The organism is Streptomyces sp. NPDC015032 (assembly GCF_043080425.1).
GTDB lineage: Bacteria > Actinomycetota > Actinomycetes > Streptomycetales > Streptomycetaceae > Streptomyces.
In genome coordinates, this window is sequence record NZ_JBIBVN010000011.1 from 183,953 (window position 1) to 207,405 (window position 23,453).

Annotated in this window: 21 protein-coding genes and 1 riboswitch; of the genes, 8 read left to right on the top strand and 13 right to left on the bottom strand. The window is 69.9% G+C overall.

Annotation, left to right across the window (positions count from 1 at the left end; all coding sequences use genetic code 11):
- Positions 1-48: 48 nt before the first annotated feature.
- The 4 genes from ACF08M_RS18485 to ACF08M_RS18500 all read right to left on the bottom strand — a co-directional run bounded on the left by ACF08M_RS18485 (position 49) and on the right by ACF08M_RS18500 (position 4,887).
- Positions 49-1,590: a glycoside hydrolase family 3 protein gene (locus ACF08M_RS18485; RefSeq protein ID WP_392186290.1), complete on the bottom strand. Its 1,542-nt coding sequence runs from the start codon at positions 1,588-1,590 to the stop codon at positions 49-51.
- A 9-nt stretch (positions 1,591-1,599) separates the two neighbouring features.
- Positions 1,600-2,457: a carbohydrate ABC transporter permease gene (locus tag ACF08M_RS18490; RefSeq protein WP_351200973.1), complete on the bottom strand. Its 858-nt coding sequence runs from the start codon at positions 2,455-2,457 to the stop codon at positions 1,600-1,602.
- Positions 2,454-3,449 (bottom strand): carbohydrate ABC transporter permease, encoded by a 996-nt coding sequence (locus ACF08M_RS18495; protein ID WP_392186291.1) that lies wholly within the window; start codon positions 3,447-3,449, stop codon positions 2,454-2,456. The genes ACF08M_RS18490 and ACF08M_RS18495 overlap by 4 nt, the downstream gene beginning before the upstream one ends.
- A gap of 136 nt (positions 3,450-3,585) precedes the next feature.
- On the bottom strand, positions 3,586-4,887 hold the full coding sequence (locus tag ACF08M_RS18500; protein WP_392186292.1) for an extracellular solute-binding protein: 1,302 nt from the start codon (positions 4,885-4,887) through the stop codon (positions 3,586-3,588).
- 279 nt (positions 4,888-5,166) lie between these two features.
- Here ACF08M_RS18500 and ACF08M_RS18505 point away from each other — a divergent pair, with 279 nt between their 5' ends.
- The 5 genes from ACF08M_RS18505 to ACF08M_RS18525 all read left to right on the top strand — a co-directional run bounded on the left by ACF08M_RS18505 (position 5,167) and on the right by ACF08M_RS18525 (position 11,965).
- Complete coding sequence (locus tag ACF08M_RS18505) at positions 5,167-5,931, top strand: GntR family transcriptional regulator (protein ID WP_392186348.1); 765 nt, start codon at positions 5,167-5,169, stop codon at positions 5,929-5,931.
- 269 nt (positions 5,932-6,200) lie between these two features.
- On the top strand, positions 6,201-6,455 hold the full coding sequence (locus ACF08M_RS18510; protein WP_392186293.1) for a DUF3311 domain-containing protein: 255 nt from the start codon (positions 6,201-6,203) through the stop codon (positions 6,453-6,455).
- Positions 6,452-8,089, top strand: a complete 1,638-nt coding sequence (gene mctP / locus ACF08M_RS18515) for a monocarboxylate uptake permease MctP (protein WP_392186294.1) — start codon at positions 6,452-6,454, stop codon at positions 8,087-8,089. Before ACF08M_RS18510 ends, mctP begins: the two co-directional genes overlap by 4 nt.
- 164 nt (positions 8,090-8,253) lie before the next feature.
- Positions 8,254-8,395: riboswitch (cobalamin riboswitch) on the top strand.
- Positions 8,396-8,534: 139 nt separating this feature from the next.
- A complete protein-coding gene (locus ACF08M_RS18520; protein WP_392186295.1) occupies positions 8,535-10,946 on the top strand; it encodes a ribonucleoside-diphosphate reductase subunit alpha in 2,412 nt (803 codons plus the stop codon).
- Positions 10,946-11,965, top strand: coding sequence for a ribonucleotide-diphosphate reductase subunit beta (locus ACF08M_RS18525; protein ID WP_392186296.1), 1,020 nt, complete (start codon positions 10,946-10,948; stop codon positions 11,963-11,965). The genes ACF08M_RS18520 and ACF08M_RS18525 overlap by 1 nt, the downstream gene beginning before the upstream one ends.
- Positions 11,966-12,110: 145 nt before the next feature.
- Here ACF08M_RS18525 and ACF08M_RS18530 read toward each other — a convergent pair whose 3' ends face one another.
- Positions 12,111-12,323, bottom strand: a complete 213-nt coding sequence (locus tag ACF08M_RS18530; protein ID WP_392186297.1) for a hypothetical protein — start codon at positions 12,321-12,323, stop codon at positions 12,111-12,113.
- Positions 12,324-12,404: 81 nt separating this feature from the next.
- Between ACF08M_RS18530 and ACF08M_RS18535 the strand changes: the two genes are divergently transcribed.
- Positions 12,405-13,379 carry a GlxA family transcriptional regulator gene (locus ACF08M_RS18535; RefSeq protein WP_392186298.1) on the top strand — a complete coding sequence of 325 codons (975 nt, stop codon included), beginning with the start codon at positions 12,405-12,407 and terminating at the stop codon, positions 13,377-13,379.
- Positions 13,380-13,575: 196 nt separating this feature from the next.
- On the opposite strand, the gene def is transcribed toward ACF08M_RS18535, so the two are convergent.
- From def to ACF08M_RS18575, 8 genes are all read right to left on the bottom strand, one after another.
- Complete coding sequence (gene def, locus ACF08M_RS18540) at positions 13,576-14,214, bottom strand: peptide deformylase (protein ID WP_392186299.1); 639 nt, start codon at positions 14,212-14,214, stop codon at positions 13,576-13,578.
- Positions 14,215-14,318: 104 nt separating this feature from the next.
- Positions 14,319-15,311: a tetratricopeptide repeat protein gene (locus tag ACF08M_RS18545; protein ID WP_392186300.1), complete on the bottom strand. Its 993-nt coding sequence runs from the start codon at positions 15,309-15,311 to the stop codon at positions 14,319-14,321.
- Between the two features lie 91 nt (positions 15,312-15,402).
- Positions 15,403-16,704, bottom strand: coding sequence for an HD-GYP domain-containing protein (locus ACF08M_RS18550; RefSeq protein WP_392186301.1), 1,302 nt, complete (start codon positions 16,702-16,704; stop codon positions 15,403-15,405).
- Positions 16,701-18,125 (bottom strand): HD-GYP domain-containing protein, encoded by a 1,425-nt coding sequence (locus tag ACF08M_RS18555; protein ID WP_392186302.1) that lies wholly within the window; start codon positions 18,123-18,125, stop codon positions 16,701-16,703. The genes ACF08M_RS18550 and ACF08M_RS18555 overlap by 4 nt, the downstream gene beginning before the upstream one ends.
- 355 nt (positions 18,126-18,480) lie before the next feature.
- Entirely contained in the window at positions 18,481-18,801 is a 321-nt protein-coding gene (rsrA, locus tag ACF08M_RS18560) for a mycothiol system anti-sigma-R factor (protein ID WP_392186303.1), read from the bottom strand.
- Positions 18,798-19,454, bottom strand: coding sequence for a sigma-70 family RNA polymerase sigma factor (locus ACF08M_RS18565; protein WP_392186349.1), 657 nt, complete (start codon positions 19,452-19,454; stop codon positions 18,798-18,800). Before ACF08M_RS18565 ends, rsrA begins: the two co-directional genes overlap by 4 nt.
- A 273-nt stretch (positions 19,455-19,727) precedes the next feature.
- Complete coding sequence (locus tag ACF08M_RS18570; RefSeq protein WP_392186350.1) at positions 19,728-20,384, bottom strand: alpha/beta family hydrolase; 657 nt, start codon at positions 20,382-20,384, stop codon at positions 19,728-19,730.
- 34 nt (positions 20,385-20,418) lie between these two features.
- A complete protein-coding gene (locus ACF08M_RS18575; RefSeq protein ID WP_392186304.1) occupies positions 20,419-21,234 on the bottom strand; it encodes an SOS response-associated peptidase in 816 nt (271 codons plus the stop codon).
- Between the two features lie 64 nt (positions 21,235-21,298).
- On the opposite strand from ACF08M_RS18575, the gene ACF08M_RS18580 reads away from it, so the two are divergent.
- A complete protein-coding gene (locus ACF08M_RS18580; protein ID WP_392186305.1) occupies positions 21,299-22,012 on the top strand; it encodes a M50 family metallopeptidase in 714 nt (237 codons plus the stop codon).
- A 123-nt stretch (positions 22,013-22,135) separates the two neighbouring features.
- A complete protein-coding gene (gene aroA, locus ACF08M_RS18585; RefSeq protein WP_392186306.1) occupies positions 22,136-23,452 on the top strand; it encodes a 3-phosphoshikimate 1-carboxyvinyltransferase in 1,317 nt (438 codons plus the stop codon).
- Position 23,453 lies beyond the last annotated feature (1 nt).

Consider the following 23,453-nt stretch of genomic DNA (forward strand, 5'->3'; position numbering starts at 1 on the left):
GCCCGGCAGGGCGTGACGCGGGCCCTCGGGCCGCGTCACGCCCTGCTGTCAGGCCCCGGGGCGGTCCGTCCCGCCGACGATGATCTCCGCGGCCGCCAGGCCGCAGACGCGGGCCGCGCCGTGGGTGGCGATGTGCAGGGCGCCCCTGGCGGGCGCCTGCGGAACGCCCATCTCGACCACGACCGTGCCGGGGCGCTCCGCCACCAGGGCGTCGATGGCCGCGGCCATCCAGGCGTGGCGGTGGACGTCGCGGACCACCACGACGATGCGCCGCTCCCCCGCGGCCCGCAGCACGGCGGCCGCGGGTTCCTCGGTCTCGCTGCTGTAGGTGTCGGTCCGGGTGCCCGGCACCAGCCGGCCCAGCTCCGCGGCCACGCCCCAGGGGGTCTCGTTCCCGACCGCGATGTTCGACGCGGAGGTGAACGCGGCGACGTAGGCGGGTTCGGTCAGCGGCTCGGCGGAACCCGTCACCCGCACCGCGCGACGGGCGGCGACCAGCCCGACGCCGGAACCGGTCCCGGCGCCGGACGCGGTCCCCTCCTGCACTGCCGCGCCCGGCCCCGCACCGGCCCCCTCCGCCCCTCGCGTCCAGGACGCCAGGGCACGTACCCGTGCGGCCGCGTCCGCGAGCCGCTCCTCGGCGAGTTCACCGTTGCGTACCGCCGTGACCAGCGCGTCGCGCAGCCGCTGCACCGTGCCGTCGTCCTCAAGACCGCCGCCGACGCACAGGGCGTCGGCCCCCGCGGCGATCGCGAGGACGGAGCCGCGCTCGATGCCGTACGTCCCGGCGATGGCCCGCATCTCCACGGCGTCGGTGACGATCAGGCCGTCGTAGCCCAGCTCTTCGCGCAGCAGCCCGGTGAGGATCTGCGGGCTCACCGTCGCGGGGTGGTCCGGGTCGAGTGCCGGCAGCAGGATGTGCGCGCTCATGACGCACTTGGAACCCGCCGCGATGGCCGCCCGGAAGGGCACCAGCTCACGGGCGTACAGCGTCTCCAGGTCCACGTCGATGCGCGGCATCGCGTGGTGCGAGTCGATCGCGGTGTCGCCGTGCCCCGGGAAGTGCTTGGTGCAGGCGGCGACCCCGGCGGCCTGGAGGCCCTCGATGTACGCGGCGGTGTGCCGGGCCACGAGTTGGGGGTCGGCGCCGAAGGACCGTACGCCGATGACCGGGTTGCCCGGGTTGGAGTTGACGTCCGCGGACGGTGCCCAGTTGAGGTTGACGCCGCACTCCGCGAGCCGGCGGCCCAGCTCCAGGGCGACCGCGTGGGTCAGTGCCACGTCGTCGACATGACCGAGCGCGAGGTTGCCGGGGAAGGAGGATCCGGTGCGCACTTCGAGGCGGGTGACGTCACCGCCCTCCTCGTCGATCGCCACGAGAAGGTCCTCGCGCTCGGCCCTGAGCTGGGAGGTGAGCGCGGTGACCTGCTCGGCCGTACGTATGTTGCGGCCGAACAGGGCGACGGAGGCGAGACCTTCGTCGACCCGGCGCAGCACCCAGTCCGGGGCGGTGGTGCCGGTGAATCCGGGCTGCAGCACGGCGAGGGCGTCGCGGGTGAGGGTGTCCGTGGTGGATATCAAGGTGGTCATGGAGGAGCGTTATCCCTTCACGGCGCCGGAGGTGAGGCCCGTTGCCATGTACTTCTGTACCAGCAGGAAGAAGGCCACAACCGGGATGGCGATCAGTGTCGAAGCCGCCATCAGCGCGCCGTAGTCGATGCCTCGCGAGGTGGTGAAGTTCATCAGCCAGACGTTGAGGGTGTACTTGTCGTTGTCCTGCAGGACGACGTAGGCGAGCAGGTATTCGTTCCAGGCCGTGATCAGCGAGAAGATCGAGGCGGCGGCGAGGCCGGGGGCCAGCAGGGGGAAGGTGACGCGCCAGAACGCTCCCATCCGGCTGCAGCCGTCGACCATGGCCGACTCTTCGAGTTCCTGCGGAATGTTGATCACGAAGCCACGGATCATCCACGTCGCGAACGGCAGGGTGGAGACGAGGTAGATGACGATGACGCCCCAGTACTCGTTGAGTCCACCGAGGTCGTTGAGCTGGATGTAGATGGGGATCAGCATGGCCGTCGGGGGCAGCAGCTGGACGACGAGCAGCACGATCATGAAGAACTTGCGCCCGCGGAACCGGAACCGGCCGATGGCGAAGGCCGCGATCGTGGCGAGCAGCATGCCGCCGAGTACGGCGACACCGCACACGATGAGGCTGGATTCGATGGCCGTGCCGAAGTTCGGTTGCTTGATGGCCCGGGAGAAGTTGTCGAAGGTGATCGACGTCGGCCACAGTGTCTGGTCGTAGCTGCGGATCTCGGCGTTGGGCCGCAGGGAGCTGACAACCAGCCAGTAGACCGGGAACGCCATGAGCACGAAGGCGACGAGACCCGCGATGTTGTAGCCGATGCGGCTCTTCTTGCGGTCCGGGCGGAGGACCTGAGGCGTGGAGGTACTCACTCGACCTCTCCGATCTTGAGCAGCTGGCGCAGGTAGTACACGGCGACGCCGGACAGCAGCAGGACCGTGATGAGTGAGATGGCGGCGCCCTGGCTGAACGAGTTGGACTCGAATGCCTTCTCGAACGAGTAGATACCGAGAACGGAGTACTCGGGTTCCGGCTTGTTGCCGCGCATCAGGAAGATCTGGCCGAAGACATTGAAGTCCCAGAGCACGGACAGGGTGGCGACCATCTGGAAGACCGGCTTGATGACGGGCCAGGTGACGTAGCGGAAGACGCCGAAGGTGCCGGCGCCGTCGAGCGAGGCAGCTTCTTCGAGCTCCCTGGGGACCTGGGTCAGCGCGGCGTACAGGGTCACGGAGACGAAGGGAATGGCCCCCCAGACCACGACCGCTCCGATGATGACGAAGCCCTGCTTCGGGTCGAGGAACCAGTTGTGCCCCTGCGCGTCGATCCCGAGGTACTTGCTCAGCACCATGTTCAGGACGCCGTAGTCGGAGTCCGCGAACCACCGGAAGATGGAGGTGGCCACGAGGAGGGGCATGGACCAGGCGGCGACCAGCGCGGCGGTCAGCAGGAGCCGTACCCACGTGGACATCCGCTGCATGAGCATGGAGAGGCCCAGGCCGCCGGCCATGGTCGCGGCGACGCAGACGACCATGAAGATGATGGTCCGCCGGACGACGTCCCAGAACTCACCGTCTCCGAGGATGTTGGTGAACTGGTCGAAGCCCACCCAGGGAGCGGCCTGTCCCGACCACAGCTCCCGGCGGCCCACGTCCTGGAAGGACATGATGACCGTCTTGATGAAGGGCCAGACGAACACAGCGGCGATCGCGATGAACGCCGGAGCTATCAGGAGGTACGGCAGCAGAGCGCCGGCCTTCCGCGGTGGACGGCTCGCGTTCTTCGCAGGCTGAGGATGCGTCCCCTCAGGGGCCCGCGGGACGGACACCGGCGGGTCGGCTGCTTTCATATCGGCGGCACTCACTGTGCTGGCCTTCCGTTCGGACCTGGTACCGGGAGGCGGGGGGTGGCAGCTCCTTTCGGAGTGCCACCCCCACGGATGATCACTGGAGCCGGTGGTTCAGGAGTTCACCGGCTCGGATTCCCTGAGAGCCTGTGACTCAGGAGTCCTTGTTGATCATCGAGTCGATCTCCGCGTCGGCCGCCTCGGTGGCGTCCGCGACCGACTTGCCCTTGATGATGTCGAGCAGCATGACTTCGAGCGTTTCCTTCTTCTCGATCGCCGTCCAGCCCGGGGCGATCGGCGTGAACCAGGCGTCCGGCACGGCGTTGGCGATGGCCGCGGTCTCCGGCTTGGCCTTCAGGGGCTCCAGCTGCTTGGTGTTGTTCGGGAGGATGTTCTTGGAGGCGAGCACCTCTTCGGACTTCTCGCTGGTGAACATCGAGATCCACTCCTCGCCAAGGTCCTGGATCCTGGACTTGGAAATGGTGGCCAGGTCGGAGCCGCCGATGAAGGAGGGGAGGGCCTTGCCGTTCGGGCCGGGCATACCGGCGGTGGCGATCTTGCCTTCCAGCTTCGGGTTGCCGTTCGCCTTGGAGTCGACGACGCTGCCGGCTTCCCAGCCGTTGCCGTAGAGAAGCGCGGTCTTCTCATTGGCCATGACGTTGGCGTGGTCCGCCTCGTCCTTGGTCTTGTCCCCGTGGTTGTACTTCTTGACCAGCTCGACGAAGTCGGTGATGCCCTTCTGGGCCTCGGGGGTGGAGAGGGTGGACTTCCACTCCTTCTTGCCCTCGTCGTACGTGGCGATCCGGCCGCCCTCGGCAGCGACGTAGGACATCGCGGCGTACCAGTACCGGCCCGGCAGATACAGCGGCGAGAACGCCTTGTCCTTGCCGTACTCCGCACCGATCTTGTCGAGCGCGGCGGCCAGCTCGTCCTGCGTGGCGGGGAGGGTGTCCTTGCCGGTGCCGGCCTTGAACATGTCCTTGTTGTAGATGGCTACGCGGGCGCCCGCGTAGTAGGGCACGCAGTACTGCTTGCCCTCGAAGGCGCAGGTGTCCTTCAGACCCTTGATCCAGGTGTCCGAATTCTCGTACTTCTTCGGGTCGATCTCCCCGAGGGCCCCGTTGAGGATGTACGTCATGGTCTCGGTGTTGCCGAGCTCGACGACGTCCGGGAACTTGTCACCGGCCAGAGCGGCGTCGAGCTTCTTGGCCTTGTCCGCCCATGTCTGGTACTGGACGTTGACCTTGACGTTCGGGTACTTCGCGTTGAACTGGCTGTTGACATCCTTGACCAGCTCGGGCCAGGTGCTCTGCGCATCCGACATCAGCCAGACGGTGAGCGTTTCCTGACGGTCCTTCGGGGCCTTGGACGAAGACTTGTCGCCGTCCGAACCACACGCTGCGATCGAAACCAACATGCCTGCGACGCCGATCGCCGCGATGAGCTTGCGCTTCACGCCACCCTCCTCAGGGATGCTGCAACCCCTTCCCACCGCGAAGACCGTCGACGAGTACTGCTGGGGCCGGGACCTGGTCTTTAATGGTTTAGACCAGCACCGGGAGCTTGGCCTAGACCTTTTGGGGTGTCAAGGGTGTATAAGAAGTGCACTCGCGTCCGTTACAGGACCGACACCTGAGGGAGGGCGACGAGCCGTGACCGGACCGTGCCACCATGTGAGACGCGACAGACGGAGGAGCCGGTGACGGCAGCAACGCAGCAGTCGGGAAGGCAGGCCATGGGTGCCGACGGGGGCAGTACGGAGAACGAGACGGGCGCGGCCACGCGGACGGCGCGCGTCCCGAAGTACTACCGGCTGAAGCGACATCTCCTCGACATGACGGACACCATGCCACCGGGCACACCCGTGCCGCCGGAGCGGACCCTGGCCGCCGAGTTCGACACCTCGCGCACGACCGTGCGTCAGGCGCTCCAGGAACTGGTCGTCGAGGGCCGGCTGGAGCGTATCCAGGGCAAGGGCACCTTCGTCGCCAAGCCGAAGGTCTCCCAGGCCCTCCAGCTCACCTCGTACACCGAGGACATGCGCGCCCAGGGGCTCGAACCGACGTCCCAGTTGCTGGACATCGGCTATGTCACGGCCGACGACACACTCGCCGGGCTGCTCGACATCACGACCGGCGGCCGGGTGCTGCGGATCGAGCGGCTGCGGCTGGCCAGCGGGGAGCCGATGGCGATCGAGACCACGCACCTTTCGGCCAAACGCTTTCCCGCACTGCGCCGTTCACTGGTGAAGTACGCCTCGCTCTACACCGCGCTGGCGGAGGTGTACGACGTACGGCTGGCCGAGGCCGAGGAGACCATCGAGACCTCGCTGGCCACCCCGCGCGAGGCCGGACTGCTCGGCACCGATGTGGGCCTGCCGATGCTGATGCTGTCCCGGCACTCGCTCGACGGACGGGGCGAGCCGGTGGAGTGGGTGCGCTCGGTCTACCGCGGCGACCGGTACAAGTTCGTGGCGCGCCTGAAGCGGCCGGCGGACTGACCCCCGGCGCGGCGGCCGGCCGTTTCCGGCCATCGTTCCCCTCTGCGCATTCGCCTCGGCCCTCGTGGAATCCACCACTCCACGGGGGCCGTCCGCATTCCCCGGTCCGGACCAATCACCGTACACCTGAACCCATTTCGAACATCCACGACCACTCACAGGACCGTTTCCGGACCGCAACGCGGACGGGGGGTGACGGTGACCGGAAGCCTCCCCTAGATTTCCCTGCGCATTGCACCAGGTGATCAGCGAGGGGACGGAGTCGCCACATGCCAGCAGACCCAGAAAAGAATCCACCCACCGTCACACCTGTGCGGGTGGTCATCGCCCTCTGTCTCGTCGCGCCGTTCGTGGCGATGCTCTGGGTGAGTTCGTACGCGAAGGTGGACCCCGCCTTCATCGGTATTCCGTTCTTCTACTGGTACCAGATGCTCTGGGTACTGATCTCCACCGCGCTCACGATGCTCGCGTACAAGCTGTGGCAGCGTGACCAGCGTGCCCGCAAGGGGGGTGCGTCGACGTGAAGGACGGCGTGAACGGCGTCGCGCTCGGCGTCTTCATCTTCTTCTTCCTGGCCGTCACGGTCATGGGCTTCCTGGCGGCGCGCTGGCGGAAGGCCGAGAACGACGCCAGCCTCGACGAATGGGGCCTGGGCGGACGGTCGTTCGGGACCTGGGTCACCTGGTTCCTGCTCGGCGGCGACCTGTACACCGCGTACACCTTCGTCGCCGTTCCCGCGGCGATCTACGCGGCGGGCGCGGCCGGCTTCTTCGCCGTGCCGTACACGATCCTCGTGTATCCGCTGATCTTCACCTTCCTGCCGCGGCTCTGGTCGGTCTCGCACAAGCACGGGTACGTGACCACCTCGGACTTCGTCCGCGGGCGCTTCGGCTCGAAGGGGCTGTCGCTGGCGGTCGCCGTCACGGGCATCCTCGCCACGATGCCGTACATCGCGCTCCAACTCGTCGGCATCCAGGCGGTGCTGGACGTGATGGGCGTCGGCGGCGGCGAGAACACCCACTGGTTCGTCAAGGACCTGCCGCTGCTGATCGCGTTCGCGGTGCTCGCCGCGTACACCTACTCGTCCGGCCTGCGGGCGCCCGCGCTGATCGCGTTCGTCAAGGACGGGCTGATCTATCTGGTCATCGCGGTGGCGATCATCTACATCCCGGTCAAGCTCGGGGGCTTCGACGACATCTTCGCCAAGGCGGGCGAGGCGTTCTCCCAGCCCAACCCGAAGACCGGCCAGCCGCGTGGCGCGCTCGCACCCGGTGAGGCGGGTCAATGGAGTTACGCCACCCTGGCACTGGGCTCGGCGCTGGCGCTCTTCATGTATCCGCACTCGATCACGGCGACGCTCTCCAGCCGCAGCCGCGACGTGATCCGGCGCAACACCACGATCCTGCCGCTGTACTCGCTGATGCTGGGTCTGCTGGCGCTGCTCGGCTTCATGGCGATCGCCGCCGGGATCAAGGTGGACAACGGGCAGCTGGCCATCCCGCAGCTGTTCGAGGACATGTTCCCGGACTGGTTCGCAGGTGTCGCGTTCGCCGCCATCGGCATCGGCGCGCTGGTCCCCGCCGCGATCATGTCGATCGCCGCGGCGAACCTCTTCACCCGCAACATCTACAAGGACTTCCTGAAACCGGACGCGACCCCCGAGCAGGAGACCAAGGTCTCCAAGCTGGTGTCGCTGCTGGTGAAGGTCGGCGCGCTCGCCTTCGTCCTCACCATGGACAAGACGGTCGCGATCAACTTCCAGCTGCTCGGCGGGATCTGGATCCTCCAGACGATGCCGGCCCTGGTCGGCGGCCTGTTCACCCGCTGGTTCCACCGCTGGGCGCTGCTCGCGGGCTGGGCGGTCGGCATGGTGTACGGAACGGTGGCCGCGTACGGGGTCGCGAGCCCGACCCAGGCGCACTTCGGCGGGTCGTCCAAGGAGATCCCGGGAATCGGTGAGATCGGGTACATCGGCCTGACGGCGTTCGTGCTGAACGTGGTGGTGACGGTGGCTCTCACCCTGGTCCTGAACGCCGTGAAGGCACCCGCCGGGGTCGACGAGACCTCTCCGGCCGACTACACGGCCGACGCCGGCGACCCGGGCGTCCAGGTGGAACGCCCGCCGGCCACGGCCAAAGCGCCCGGCGTCGGCCACTGACGACCGCGCCGGCACCGGCCGACGGCCCGTCGAGCCCCTGCGGCGGGGCGCGGCGGGCCGTCCGTGCGATCGGGCCCAGATGGCCCGGGAGAGGCCCGCACAGCGCATTCTGGGGGGCCTGCTCAAGTCGGCCGACACAACATCTGGGGGCTTCCTCATCGGGCAGCCCCCACATGTATGCTCGTCCTCGCTGTCGCCGCAGGGGAATCCGGTGCGAATCCGGAACTGTCCCGCAACGGTGTGTTCGGTGTGCTTTTGCGCACCAACGAGTGAGTCCGAGGACCTGCCGGCAGCGCATCCGGCTCGACCGAACCGGATGCCCAGACGTCCGGGCCTCGCGGTTGGGCCGGTGGACGCCGTGCGGAGTGCTGCCCTGCCCCGGGCCCGCCCCTGCCCGGCTGCCCCGTTCCCCGCCGGCCCCGAGCCGAGCGAGGGAGAGCACCACGTGACCATCGCGCCAGCCGATCCGGCTTCAGTCGCCCTGTCCGAAGCGGTCGAGTCCGAGGCGACCGCACACGACGGACCGGGGACCGCGCTGCTGCGGACCCTGACCGGCCTCACCGCCGATCTGCCCGACACCGACCCCGGCCGGGTCGCCGCCGCCGCGCTGCGCGGCCGCAGCGCCCGGGCGGACGAGGCCGAGCTGCGGTCGCTGGCCACCGAGGCCGCCGCGGGACTGATCTCCGAGGACCCCGCCTACTCCCGGCTCGCCGCCCGGCTCCTGACCCGCACCATCGCGGACGAGGCGGCCGGACAGGGCGCGGTCTCCTTCTCCGCCTCGGTCGCCGTCGGCCATCGCGAGGGACTGATCGCGGACCGCACCGCCGAGTTCGTCGCGCTGCACGCGGCCGCCCTCGACGCGCTGGTGGAACGTTCGCTCGCCGACGGCGCCGACGACCGCTTCGACTACTTCGGGCTGCGGACCCTGCACAGCCGCTATCTGCTGCGCCACCCGCACACCCGCCAGGTCATCGAGACGCCCCAGCACTTCATGCTGCGCGTCGCGTCCGGGCTCGCCGAGAACGATTCGCAACGCGCCCTGGACGAAGTCGCGGCGCTGTACGGGCTGATGAGCCGGCTCGACTACCTGCCGTCGTCGCCGACCCTGTTCAACTCCGGCACCCGCCACCCGCAGATGTCCTCCTGCTACCTGCTGGACTCCCCGCTCGACGAGCTCGACTCGATCTACGACCGCTACCACCAGGTGGCGCGGCTCTCCAAGCACGCGGGCGGCATCGGTCTCTCGTACTCCCGCATCCGCGCCCGCGGCTCGCTGATCCGCGGCACCAACGGGCACTCCAACGGCATCGTGCCGTTCCTGAAGACGCTCGACGCCTCCGTCGCCGCGGTCAACCAGGGGGGCCGCCGCAAGGGCGCCGCCGCCGTCTACCTGGAGACCTGGCACGCGGACATCGAGGAGTTCCTGGAGCTGCGCGACAACACGGGCGAGGACCAGCGGCGTACGCACAACCTCAACCTGGCGCACTGGATCCCGGACGAGTTCATGCGCCGGGTCGACGCGGACGGCGACTGGTCGCTGTTCTCGCCCGCCGACGTGCCCGAGCTGGTCGACCTGTGGGGCGACGAGTTCGACGCCGCGTACCGGGCCGCCGAGGCCAGGGGGCTGGCCCGCAAGTCGATGCCGGCCCGTGAGCTGTACGGCCGGATGATGCGTACCCTCGCGCAGACCGGCCAGGGCTGGATGACGTTCAAGGACGCCTCCAACCGGACCGCGAACCAGACCGCCGAGCCGGGCCGCGTCGTCCACTCGTCGAACCTGTGCACCGAGATCCTCGAAGTCACCGACGACGGCGAGACGGCCGTCTGCAACCTGGGTTCGGTCAATCTGGGCGCGTTCGTCGCCGACGGTGGCATCGACTGGGAGCGGCTGGACGCCACCGTCCGTACCGCCGTGACCTTCCTCGACCGGGTCGTCGACATCAACTTCTACCCGACCGAGCAGGCCGGCCGCTCCAACGCGAAGTGGCGCCCGGTCGGCCTCGGGGCCATGGGCCTGCAGGACGTCTTCTTCCAGCTGCGGCTGCCGTTCGACTCCCCCGAGGCCCGCGCGCTCTCCACGAAGATCTCCGAGCGGATCATGCTCGCGGCGTACGAGGCGTCCTGCGAGCTCGCCGAGCGGTCGGGCCCGCTGCCGGCCTGGTCCGAGACGCGGGCCGCGCGCGGTGTGCTGCACCCCGACCACTACGCCACCGAGCTGAACTGGCCGGAGCGCTGGGACGCGCTGCGCGCCCGCGTCGCGAAGAGCGGGATGCGCAACTCGCTGCTGCTCGCCATCGCGCCGACGGCGACGATCGCCTCGATCGCGGGGGTGTACGAGTGCACCGAGCCCCAGGTCTCCAACCTCTTCAAGCGCGAGACGCTCAGCGGCGAGTTCCTCCAGGTCAACGCGTATCTGGTGGAGGAGCTGAAGCAGCTCGGCGTGTGGGACGCGCGGACCCGCGAGGCGCTGCGCGAGGCGAGCGGCTCCGTGCAGGGCTTCGCCTGGATCCCGGCGGACGTGCGGGCGCTCTACCGCACGGCATGGGAGATCCCGCAGCGCGGACTGATCGACATGGCGGCGGCCCGTACGCCGTTCCTCGATCAGAGCCAGTCGCTGAACCTGTTCCTGGAGACGCCGACGATCGGCAAGCTCTCCTCGATGTACGCGTACGCCTGGAAGCAGGGGCTGAAGACGACGTACTACCTGCGCTCGCGCCCGGCGACCCGGATCGCCCGCGCGGCCTCCGGCCAGGCCGCGGCCGCCACCCCCATTCCCGTACAGCAGGCTTCAACGCCCGACGCCGACGCGATCGCCTGCTCCCTGGAGAACCCCGAGTCCTGCGAGGCCTGTCAGTAATGAGCTCCACCCACTCCGAGAAGAACCTGCTCGACCCCGGCTTCGAGCTGACCCTGCGCCCCATGCGCTACCCGGACTTCTACGAGCGCTACCGCGACGCGATCAAGAACACCTGGACGGTGGAGGAGGTCGACCTCCACTCCGACGTCGCCGACCTCGCCAAGCTGTCCCCCGGCGAGCAGCACATGATCGGCCGGCTCGTCGCGTTCTTCGCGACGGGTGACTCGATCGTCTCCAACAACCTCGTGCTGACGCTGTACAAGCACATCAACTCCCCCGAGGCGCGGCTGTATCTGTCGCGGCAGCTCTTCGAGGAGGCCGTGCACGTCCAGTTCTATCTGACGCTGCTGGACACCTATCTGCCCGATCCGGACGACCGTGCCGCCGCGTTCGACGCGGTCGAGGAGATCCCGTCCATCCGGGAGAAGGCGCAGTTCTGCTTCAAGTGGATGGATTCGGTTGAGAAGATCGAGCGGCTGGAGACGAAGGCCGACCGCCGCCGCTTCCTGCTGAACCTGATCTGCTTCGCGGCGTGCATCGAGGGGCTGTTCTTCTACGGCGCGTTCGCGTACGTCTACTGGTTCCGCTCGCGGGGTCTGCTGCACGGCCTCGCCACGGGCACCAACTGGGTCTTCCGTGACGAGACGATGCACATGAACTTCGCGTTCGAGGTCGTGGACACCGTCCGCAAGGAGGAGCCGGACCTCTTCGACGACGAGCTCCAGCAGCAGGTCACCGACATGCTCAAGGAGGCCGTGGCGGCGGAGCTGCAGTTCGGCCGCGATCTGTGCGGCGACGGCCTGCCGGGCATGAACACGGAGTCGATGCGGCAGTACCTGGAGTGCGTGGCCGACCAGCGGCTCACCCGGCTGGGCTTCCCGGCGGTCTACGGCTCCCAGAACCCGTTCTCGTTCATGGAGTTGCAGGGCGTGCAGGAGCTGACGAACTTCTTCGAGCGCCGGCCGTCCGCGTACCAGGTGGCGGTGGAGGGCTCGGTCGCCTTCGACGACGACTTCTGAGTGCCTCGTCGGGCGGCGGTCGCGCATCGAGGAGCGACACCCGCCGCCTGACGGAACATCAGGAACCGGCCGCGGTGGCGACCCACGTACCGTCGGCCTTCCGGCCGGTGATCCCGGACGTGGCGCCGAGGCACGGGCCGAGGTGTCAGATCCTGGCCCAGCTTCTGAGGTAGGGGCGCCGCGTGGCCGTGACCGGCTGCGCGGCGCCCGCGGCTTCCGGGGGCGCGTCCGCCCGCGCCTGTTCCGCCTCCCGCAACTGGCGGTCGATACGGCGTTCCCGGAAGAGTCCGAGCAGGGTGGGCAGCAGAAAGAGAGCGATAAGTGCGGCTATGCCCAGGATGTTCTTGACTGCGTCCATGGCTCCACCCTCGTCCGCGCGAACGGAATCCGGCAGTGGCAGGACTGTCATGGAGCATCGAATTACTGCCACACTGGCTCCATGCTGAACAATGTCGCCGCCCTGCTGCTCGACGAGGTCCACCCCTTCGAGCTGGGTGTGCTGTGCGAGGTCTTCGGACTCGACCGCCGCGACGAGGGCCTGCCGGCCCACGATTTCGCCGTGGTCTCCGCCGAGGGCCCGGTGCTGCGGACCCATGCCGGGTTCACCATCGGTACGCCGCACGGCCTCGACCGCCTGGAGGAGGCCGATCTCATCGCCGTGCCCGCCGGCAGCCATTTCATCGAGCGGGACTACCCCGAGGAGATCCTCGACGCCCTGCGCCGGGCCGTAGGCCGGGGCGCACGGGTGCTGAGCGTCTGCTCCGGCGCCTATGTACTCGGTGCGGCCGGACTCCTGGACGGGCGCCGCTGCACCACCCACTGGCGCCACGCCGGAGAGCTGGCCCGCCGCTTCCCGCGGGCGGTCGTCGAACCCGATGTGCTGTACGTGGACGAGGGCCCGGTCATCACCTCGGCGGGCACGGCGGCCGGGATCGACGCCTGTCTGCATCTGGTCCGGCAGGCCTACGGCCCCGATGTCGCCAACGCGATCGCCCGCCGCATGGTGGTCCCACCGCACCGCGACGGCGGGCAGGCGCAGTACATCAAGCGGCCGCTCCCCCGCACCCGGTGCGACACGGTCGGCGAAACGCTGGTCTGGATGGAGCGCCACCTCGCCCAGGAGATGACCGTCGAACAACTGGCCGCCCACGCACACATGTCACCGCGCACCTTCGCCCGCCGCTTCCAGCAGGAGACGGGCACCACTCCGTACCGTTGGCTGCTCCGCCAACGGGTGCTGCTGGCACAGCATCTGCTGGAGACATCCGACGAAACGGTGGATACGATCGCCGGCCGCACCGGCTTCGGAACGGCGGCCGCACTGCGTCATCAGTTCGTACGGTCGTTGGGCACCACACCGAACGCGTACCGCCGCACCTTCCGCGGGCCGGGCGCAATGACCGAAGTCGCCTGATCCGTAACCCGCTCCTGGCATATGGGCGCCGACGCGTACATCATCGGCTCCTCGTACCCGGACCACCCGCGGCTGCGGACCGCGGCGACCACGGAGTCCGGCGCCGACCAGTGGTCGACGATCATCCGGGAGACGGAAACGGGCGGGCCCGGTTTCCCCCGCGGGGGATCCGGGCCCGCCCGTGACAGCCGGACGCTCAGTCGTTCGGCACGGTCTCGTAGCGCGGCGTGTTCTCCGCCATCTGCCGCAGCGCGTCCTTGCGCTCCCGCTTCGAGAGCCGGTCGATGTACAGGTATCCGTAGAGGTGGTCCGTCTCGTGCTGGAGGCAGCGGGCGAAGTAGCCGTTGCCCCGGATCCTGACCGGGTTGCCCTTGGCGTCCTGTCCGCGTACCACCGCGTAGTCCGGGCGGGCCAGCGAGGCGTACGCCGTCGGGACGGAGAGGCAGCCCTCGTTGGAGTCGTCCAGGACCCGGTCCTCGGGCGCCAGCTCCTCCAGCACCGGATTGCAGACGGCGCCCACGTGCCGCACGCCGTCGTCGTCCGGGCAGTCGTAGACGAAGACCTTCAGATCGACGCCGATCTGGTTGGCGGCCAGACCCACGCCCTCCGCCGTCCGCTGGCTCGCGAACATGTCGTCGATCAGCCGGCCCAGCTCGTCGTCGAACTCGGTGACGTCCCGGCACTCCTTGTGCAGCACCGGGTTGCCCACGACCGTGATCGGACGGGAGGTGCCACGCTCGCGATATGCCGTCTCGCGCGCCTCGCAGTCCTCCGTGTCCACGACGAAGCCCTCGTCGTCGACGATGATCTGCTCGTCCGTCTCCTGCTGCGCCATGTCCGCCGTACGCCTTCCTCAAAACCTGAAACCCGGGCATCCGAAGGTCCGGGGCCGGGCACCCGTGCACCGCGTTCGGTGCCCGTACAGCCTACGGGCACCGCTCAGCAGACTTCTTCGAGATCCCGCCACTCGCGGCTGTCCGGGCTGTCCGCGACCCAGCCGTCCAGCAGCCCGCGCACCAGTCCGACCGGTGCCGCTATCCCGCACTCGCGCTCGGGCACCCACAGCTCACCGGCGGTGCGGTGGCCCAGCGGGCCCGGATGCCCCGGCTCGCTGTGGTCGTGCGGGTCGAGGTGCTCGCCGTCGCCCTCGTCGCTCTCCATCCGGCTCTCCGAGCAGGCCCGGCAGAGCAGCCGCACGGAGGACGACCAGTCCTCGGCGGCGAACCCGGCCTCGGACGCCAGCTGCTCCAGCGCGTCCCGGTCCGCCTCGGTGGCCGCTTCGAGCAGCACCACCCAGGTGGGTACGGGGGACGGCGCCCACAGCTCGATCTCGTCGAAGACGGGGTACGAGGGCCCGGCCGCGGTGACCCGCTCGCCGTGCGGCACCCCGTCGTGCAGGACGACCTCGCCCCAGCGGCGGCCGGACGACGGCAGCGGGATGGAGAGCACCTCCATCCGGGCCGGATCGAGCCTGCGCCCCCAGACCACCTCGGCCTCGCCCTCCGGCGACAGCCGTACCGCGGCGCTGCCCAGCTCCATGCCGACGGGCTCGCTGTTGGCCGCCGAGGTGTGCTGGCCGGCGCCCGGCACCTTCAGGCCGTACGCCTGCCAGGCGCGGCGCGCCAGCGGCCAGTCCTGCAGCGCCGTGGCGGCGATCCCGACGTTCCACCAGTCGGGAGCGCCCGACTCCTTGTCGAGCAGCGCGACGGCTCTGAGGCCGGCGGCTCTCGCCTGTTCCCAGTCATGCCGGAATTTGTGCAGCAGCGCCAGATTGAACCACGACTCCGAGAGCCAGGGTTCCAGGTCCGCCGCCCTCGTCAGCAGTGCGCCCGCGTCCTCGTACCGGCCGTCGCCGATCAGCGTGAACGCGCGGTCGGTGGCCTGCCGCCAAGAGGCGGAGGGCCGATGCCGTACCTTCCCGAAGATCCTCACGATTCCCGCCCGTCCCGACTGGACACCCTCGTTTTCCGCTCTCCTTCGCATCCAACCATGCCCGGCCGGACGCCCGCTCATTACCCATGGGTTACCCGTGCAGGACGGGGGCCGGACCGCCCCGGGTCAGGACCCGGGCCAGTGATTCCACGACCTCGGGCTGGTAGTCGCGGCCGGTCCCGAGCCTGAGTCGTTCCAGTGCGCCCAGCGGCCCGGACAGACCTTCCCCGCAGAGGTCGTCGTATGCGTTGACGACCCTGACGATCCTGGCGGAAATCGGCTGCTCGCGGTAGGGGTCGGCCTGCCGTTCCACCACAACCGCGACTTCGGTGTCCACCCCGGTCTGCCGGACCACTGCCCCGCCGAGCAGCGCGATCCGGCGCTGCTCGATGGCGGGCAGGGTGGCCGTCGCCCCGTCCGGGACGGGGTCGACGAGGGAGAGCTGGCCGATGTCGTGCATCAGGGCCGCGTATTCCAGCACGGTCAGCTCACGCCCGGAGAGCCCCAGTTCACGGCCGACGGCCGTGCAGAGCGTCGCGACCCTGCGGGCATGCCCGTGCGGGGTGTACCCGGCGATCTCGGTGGCACGGGCGAGCGAGGTGATCGTCTGCCGGTAGGTGGTGCGCACGGCGGCGACCCGGCGGAACGAGATCTGGGTCAGCAGCAGCGGTACGCACAGGACGGGCAGCGCCCACAGCCCGGCGACGGCGACCCCGAGGGCCATCACGACCCCGGTCGCGCAGACCGCCGAGCCGATGCCGACGAGCGCGCGCAGCTCGTCACGGAGCAGCGGCCCGTACGGGAGGGGGGTACCGCCCATGCTCTTGAAGCCATGGGGGACGGTGCGCGAGCGCAGCAGCAGGGCGGCGAGCACCGCGTCGCACAGAGCGGTCAGCACGAGCAGCAGGAGCATGAAGAGCACGTAGTACGGGCCTGCGCCGAACTGGTCCGCGGCGTGGGCGGAGTTGTACAGCGGCTGGAAGCACACGGCGGCGAATGTGACGGCCAGGATGCGCCGGGCCGCCCGGTCGGGCGCGGGGTCGCTGCCGCGCGCCACCTGGGGCACCCGGGCGAGGAGCTGCGCCGCGACGAGTACGGCGATCACCTGGAGGACGCCGTGGGTGGTGGGTGCGCCGCCGCTGCGGCCGAGGAGGGCGTACGCGAGTGCGCCGGCCGTTCCGAGCGGTGCGGGCTCGCGTTCTTCGGGCGGCGCGCCCCGGCGGGCCACTTCGCCGACGGCGATGAGCACCCCGAAGGCGAGGGCGTGGCCGGGTTCGTGGACACCGTCCCAGAGGGTGTGGCCGAGCCCGGCGAGGGCGAGCACGGCGGCGCCGCCACGGACGGCGAGGACAGCGCGCGGCGGTGCCGTCCACCGGGAGCGGGCCCGGGTCACCGGTGACGTTCCGCGGACGGCTGCGGCCCCGGGGCGATCTGGCCGGACCCGTCGGCGACCGGCGCGGGAGCGGGGGCCGCAGGGCCGGGCGCCTCCTCCCGCCGCGGCCGCGGAATCGCCTCGTCCGCCGTGACCACCGTCGTCGCCGACCACCCGTGCCGGTCCAGGGCCCGCACCAGCGCCCACACCATCCGCGGATCGAACTGGGTCCCGGCGCACCGTTTCAGCTCCTCCAGCGCCGCGGGCACCGGCCTCCCCCGCCGGTACGACCGGGTCGACGTCATCGCGTCGAAGGCGTCGGCCACCGCGACGATCCGGGCGAACTCGGGGATCGCCCGGCCGCTGAGCCCGTACGGGTAGCCGCTGCCGTCGAGCCGTTCGTGGTGGTGCAGGATCGCGGCCCGCGCCTCGCCGAGGAAGCCGATACCGCGGACGATCTCGTGCCCGTACTCCGGATGCAGTTCGATCACCCGCCGTTCCTCCGGGGTGAGCGGTCCGTCCTTGCGGAGCACTCGGGTGGGGACGCCGAGCTTGCCGACGTCGTGCAGGATGCCGGCGAACCGGAGGACTTCCAGGCGGCCCCGGTCCATGCCCAGTTCGCGGGCCATGAGGACGCAGGCCCGGCCGACCCGTTCGCTGTGGCCGCGGGTGTACGTGTCCTTGATGTCGACGGCCTGCACCAGGGCCCTGATGGTGGCGCGGTGCGCGGCGTGCTCGCGGTGGTACTGGGCGAAGGCCCAGCAGGAGATGTACATCGGCAGCAGGACGATGAGCGCGGACAGCGGTCCGTACGGGCCGCGCCACAGGACGGCCATCATCAGCCCGGCGAGCCCGTGCACCAGATGTGGCCCCGGTGAGCGGGTCAGCAGTCCGCCCCAGGCACACCGCAGGGGCAGCCGTTCAGCCGCGACCAGGACGGAGCCGTCCAGGACGGCCAGGACGAGACCGAAGACCAGGGCGGCGGCGCAGGCGGGCAGCAGGGCGTACGGGAATTCGGGGGTCCGGCCGGGGCCGGTACCGCCGAGCGTGGCGGCGCCGCCGAGCAGGCCGTGGACGGACGAGGCCGCCCAGACGGTGACGGCGAGCCGCGCCGCCCGCCAGACGCGCCGGGCGGCGGCGGGCGGTGTCTCTACCCGGCCGGCCAGCGAGCCGGGGATCGCGACCAGGGCGGCCGCGGCGGGCGGCAGCAGGAAGGAGGCGGCGAGCAGCAGCGGAAAGAACGATCCGGCACCGGTCGGCACGGAGCCGCCGAAGCAGGGGCAGCGCTCGGGGAGTTCGCAGGCCAGATAGAGCCCGGTGAGCAGTCCGACGGTGGCCCACGGCGTCCCGGCGCCCGTGCGCAGGGCGGGAAGCACGCAGAGCACGGCGCCGACCGTGGCCAGCAGGATGTACGCGCGCGCCGCCCCGCGTGTGGCTCCCAACCCGCGCCTACCCTCCACCGTGGTCAATGGAGGCGTCACGCTAGCGAGTTGTGTGTGCGGCCGACGGCCAACGAGCCGGATTAGCACATTCGGGTGAAGTACCGGAAATGTGGGTTACTAAGGGCTGTCCCGTAATCCCTGGTGGATCAGCGCGCGGCGTCAGATGCGGTGCATCGCAAGGCGGAGGGACGTCCGCATACTGGATGTATTCGGACGTTCCGACAACGCGGCGAGGATGGGGCCTCCCCTGCTCGAGCGCAGCCGAGAGCTTGGGGAAGTAGCTGTCGTCGTGCGCCCGCCAGGGATTACGGGACAGCCCTTAGGCGGCGCCCCTACGCGTGGCGCCCGCCGGGCATCATTCCTTGGCGGCGGTCGGCTGACCGGAATCCGACGCCGTCACATCCTGCTCGGGCACCGCCTGCCCCGAGCGGATCAGGTCGATCCTGCCCATCACCTTGGAACGCAGATCGCTCGGCACGTCGTCCTGGCCGCAGCAGCGTTTCACCAGCTTCTTCACGGCCTGTTCCAGGCCGTACTTCTCCAGGCACGGGGAGCACTCCTCGAAGTGCACCTCGAACTTGGTGCAGTCACTGTCGGGCATCTCGTGGTCGAGAAACTCATACAGATGATCGAGGACCTCTGAGCAGTCCGTCTCGTGCGGCTCTCCGCAGCTCATGAGCCCGAGCCTTTCCGATCGCCCGACTCTCCGGCACCGGCCGGGACGAGCCCGCGCTCACGGGCGTAGTCCTCCAGCATGCCGCGCAGTTGGCGGCGGCCCCGGTGCAGTCGGGACATCACCGTACCGATGGGAGTCCCCATGATGTCCGCGATCTCCTTGTAGGCAAAGCCCTCAACATCGGCGAGATACACGGCGATGCGGAACTCTTCGGGGATCGCCTGCAGAGCGGACTTCACATCCGAGTCCGGCAGGTGGTCGAGCGCCTGCGACTCGGCGGAGCGCAGACCGGTCGACATGTGCGACTCGGCGCGCGCCAGCTGCCAGTCCTCGATCTCTTCGGCGGCGCTGCGCTGAGGTTCACGCTGCTTCTTGCGGTACGAGTTGATGAACGTGTTGGTGAGGATGCGGTACATCCACGCCTTGAGGTTCGTGCCCTCGCGGAACTGGTGGAAGGAGCCGTACGCCTTGGCATAGGTCTCCTGGACCAGGTCCTCGGCGTCCGCCGGGTTGCGCGTCATGCGCAGCGCGGCCGAGTACATCTGGTCGAGGAAACCGAGAGCGTCCCGCTCGAAGCGCGCGTTGCGCTCGGCGGTCGTCTCCTGCGCACGGCCGTCGTCGGTCCCTGTGTCGGTCCCAGTGACCGGACCCACCTCCTCCAACGCTGTGGCGGAGCCGAAACCGGACCCGCTCGAATCGGAGAATAGTCGACCTTGCTTCGAGGCGGGCTGTCGATCCGATCCGCTCAGTGCCCGCTCGGGAGTGGTCTTGGCCGCATGCAGGACCGTCCACTCCAGGTCAGCGGCGTTCGAGCGGCGCGGGCAGATGGTCGAACCCATGCGACGGACTCCCTCTCCACGTACGACGTTGATGTAACCGATGACACGCACAACAGCGGCCCCTGGCTCAACATTCCCGGGGGTACGTCACACGAGCGCGGACAGCCATCCGGTCACGGCGGTGGTCAGGATCTCCATCGCCCGTTCCTCGGTCGGTCCGGACTTCTTCGGTACGGCGAACCCGTGGTCGGCGTACGGCACCTCGGTGAGCTCGTACTCCCCCGGAGGGAATTCGGCGGGCCGCCCGAACGGGTCGTTGCCGCCCTGGACGACGAGCGTGGGTACGCCGGTCCCGAGGAGCTCGTCCCCGCGGGACTTCTCCGGCTTTCCCGGCGGGTGCAGCGGGAAGGCGAGCGCGAGGACGGCGTGGGCGCCGAGCTCCGTCGCCGTCCGGCAGGCCACCCTCGCCCCGGCGCTGCGCCCTCCCGCGACGACGGGCAGCCCGGGGACGGTAAGTGCGGGCCACAGGCCCCGCCACCCGGTGTCCAGGGTCTTCGGGGCGGGGGCGACCTTCTTCCCGGCGACCCGCCACGGCTGCTCCACCAGGGCAACGGTCACCCCGTGGGCGGGCAGCGCGGCGGCCAGGGCCCGGAGATCACGGGTCTCCACGCCGCCGCCCGCGCCGTGGCCGACGGCGAGCACCAGCCGGGCACCCTGTGTGTTCGTCGCCGGGCACCAGGTGATCCTGGCCGGCCCGGCTTCGGTGTCGACCGTCTCGGTCTCACGTTCACGGCCTGTTTTGATGGTGGTCACGCGCCCCATCCTTCCCGGTGAGCAATCAGAAGAGCGTGCCCGCCTCCGGCGCGGCCAGCTCCTCCAGCAGTTCGGGGCCGTTGTTGCGGACGTTGCTGACGGCCGTGGCGACCGGGTAGGCCCGCATCAGCCCACCCGGCGGCGGCGCGAGCAGTGCCCGCAGTTCCCCGACGTCGGTGCGCGACGGGTCGAGCCAGTCGTCCCAGCGGTCCGGGGTCAGCATCAGCGGCATCCGGGGGTGGATGTCGGCGAGTGCGGCCGGGCCCTCGGCGGGGGCGACGGCGAGCGGGGTGGTCTCGGCCTCGGTCGTGATCACGGAGCAGGTCGCCCACCAGGCCGCCGGGTGGTCGTCGGGCAGGGTCCGGTCGCGCCAGAACTCGTACAGCCCGGCCATCGTGAAGACCGATCCGTCGGCGGGTGTCACGAAGTACGGCTGCTTGCGCGGCCGCTTCTTCCTCCCCTTCTCCTCCAGCTGCCGTTCGTCCGCGCCGGTGACCCACTCGTAGTAGCCGTCGGCGGGCAGGATGCAGCGCCGGGAGACGAAGGGGCGGCGGAAGGACGGCTTCTCGTGGACGGTCTCCGCACGGGCGTTGATCATGCGCGCGGCTCCCTCGGGGGATTTCGCCCAGGACGGCACGAGCCCCCACTTCAGAGCGCGCAACTGGCGAACCGGACGCCGGTCGTCTGCGTCTTTCAAGGGACGTTCCAGTACGGCGTAGACCTCCTTGGTCGGCGCCACGTTCCAATCGGGCGCCAAGGTCTTTGCCGGTTCCCACTTCTCGACCCGGAAGAGTCCGGTCAGGTCCTCGGGCCGCCGGCTCGCTGCATACCGTCCGCACATGAGTGCCAGACTGCCACGACCATCACGACGGCAGGACATCGATACCGCAAGGAGCCGCCCCACCATGGACAGCACCGATCTGGGCAATCTGTGGGACCGCGTCTTCGGCACCCAGCCCCTCCCCGAGCAGTGGCTGGTGGTGGTGACCGGTGCGCTCGCGCTGATCGCCGTCGTGCCGAACCCGATATGGCGGCCGGCCCGCAACGCGATCACCATCGCGCACGAGGGCGGCCACGGGCTGATCGCGCTGTGCACCGGACGGCAGCTGTCCGGCATCCGGCTGCACTCGGACACCAGCGGGCTGACGGTCAGCCGCGGCAGGCCGACCGGCATCGGGATGATCCTGACCGCGGCGGCGGGCTACACCGCACCGCCCCTGCTGGGCCTGGGCGGGGCATGGCTGCTGGTCGCGGGCCGGATCACGCTGTTCCTCTGGCTGGCCACCGCGCTGCTCGCGGTGATGCTGGTGACGATCCGCAATGTGTACGGGGCGCTGGCGGTGATCTTCACCGGATCGGCCTTCCTGCTGGTGTCCTGGCTGGCCTCGCCCGCCGTGCAGTCGTTGTTCGCCTACACCGTGGTCTGGTTCCTGCTGCTCGGCGGCGTGCGCCCGGTCTTCGAGCTCCAGTCGAAGCGGCGGCACGGGGGTGCGCCGGACTCGGACGCGGACCAGCTGTCGCGGCTGACGGACGTGCCGGCCGCGCTCTGGCTGTTCCTCTTCCACGCGGTGTCGCTCTGCTCGCTGATCGGCGGCGGGCGCTGGCTGCTCGGCAGCTGAGGGCCGGCCCTCCGGCCGACGAGGGCCGGTCCGTACGGCTCCGCGTACCACACATGCGCTACGCCCCGTTTCGGCCCATTTGATCGAGATTCGGGTTTGCGGTGAGCCACTAAAGTGAGGTCCATGACCGAAAGTCCCGTGCACCCCGCCCTCTGGCCCGCCCCGCATGCGACCGGAGCCGTCGATGCGACCGTCACCGTGCCCGGATCGAAATCGGTCACCAATCGCGCGCTCGTCCTCGCCGCTCTCGCCGCCGAGCCCGGCTGGCTGCGCCGCCCGCTGCGCTCCCGCGACACCCTGCTGATGGCCGAGGCGCTGCGCGCGATGGGCGTCGGCATCGAGGAGGGCGTCGGCCCGGACGGCTCCGGCGAGGCCTGGCGGGTCATCCCGGCCGGACTGCACGGCCCGACCACGATCGACGTCGGCAATGCCGGGACGGTCATGCGCTTCCTGCCGCCGGTCGCGACCCTCGCCGACGGCCCGGTCCACTTCGACGGCGACCCCCGTTCGTACGAGCGCCCGCTGAACGGTGTGATCGACGCGCTGCGGGTGCTCGGCGCCCGGATCGACGACGACGGACGCGGTTCGCTGCCGATGACCGTGCACGGCAGCGGCGTGCTGGACGGCGGAACGGTGGCGATCGACGCCTCCTCGTCCTCCCAGTTCGTCTCGGCGCTGCTGCTGTCGGCGCCGCGCTTCAACCAGGGGGTGGAGGTGCGCCACACCGGCGCCAGGCTCCCCTCGATGCCGCACATCCGGATGACCGTCGACATGCTGCGGGCCGTCGGCGCGCAGGTCGACGAGCCGGAGACGGGCGGCGAGCCGAACGTCTGGCGGGTCTCCCACTCCGCCCTGCTCGGCCGCGATCTGACCATCGAGCCCGACCTCTCCAACGCCCAGCCGTTCCTCGCGGCCGCACTGGTCACCGGCGGCCGGGTCACCATTCCCGACTGGCCCGAGCGCACCACCCAGCCGGGCGACGCCCTGCGGGAGATCTTCACCGCGATGGGCGGCAGCTGCGAGCTGACCGAGCGCGGCCTCACCTTCACCGGTTCGGGCCGGGTCCACGGCATCGACGTCGACCTCGGCGAGGTCGGCGAGCTCACCCCGGGCATCGCGGCGGTCGCCGCCCTCGCCGACGGCCCGTCCACCCTGAGCGGCGTCGCCCATCTGCGGCTGCACGAGACGGACCGGCTCGCCGCACTCACCAAGGAGATCAACGAGCTCGGCGGCGATGTCACCGAGACCGCCGACGGGCTCCACATCCGCCCGCGACCGCTGCACGGCGGTACCTTCCATACGTACGACGACCACCGGATGGCCACCGCGGGGTCGATCATCGGCCTTGCCGTCCCCGGAGTGGAGATCGAGAACGTGGCGACGACCGCCAAGACCCTGCCGGACTTCCCGCAGATGTGGACCGGAATGCTCGGGGCCTGAG